Origin of the sequence: Mesorhizobium sp. M5C.F.Ca.ET.164.01.1.1 (assembly GCF_004792125.1) — a bacterium.
Classification (GTDB): Bacteria; Pseudomonadota; Alphaproteobacteria; order Rhizobiales; family Rhizobiaceae; genus Mesorhizobium; species Mesorhizobium wenxiniae.
Genome location: NZ_SRTG01000360.1, coordinates 1 through 325 on the forward strand (window position 1 = coordinate 1; position 325 = coordinate 325).

Genomic DNA, 325 nt, shown 5'->3' on the forward strand with positions numbered 1-325 from the left:
GTACATGAGCCCGCTAAGCTGACGCAGGCAGTGGAAATGATCATCACGCAATATGCGCAGGATGCGCTCGTGGAAGAATACATAGATGGGCGAGAAATCCATGTGGCGCTGCTCGGAAACCGAGAGATAGAGGTGTTGCCAGCTGTGGAGCATGACTTCGGCGGCGGCCAAACGCGTCTCATGACTTGGGAGGTGAAGTACATGGACGCCGCGGCGCTGCCCAGGATGTGTCCGGCGCAAGTCGAGAGCAGCCTTGCAACTTTGCTGCAGGACATTGCGGTTGCGCTTGGTCGTCAACCGCAGGTCGCCCCAGACGATGATCTCG

At 58.5% G+C, this 325-nt stretch carries 1 pseudogene; it reads left to right on the forward strand.

Going from position 1 to position 325, the window contains the following annotated elements:
* Positions 1–325 (forward strand): annotated as a pseudogene (locus EN807_RS33805) (hypothetical protein); the annotation flags it as partial.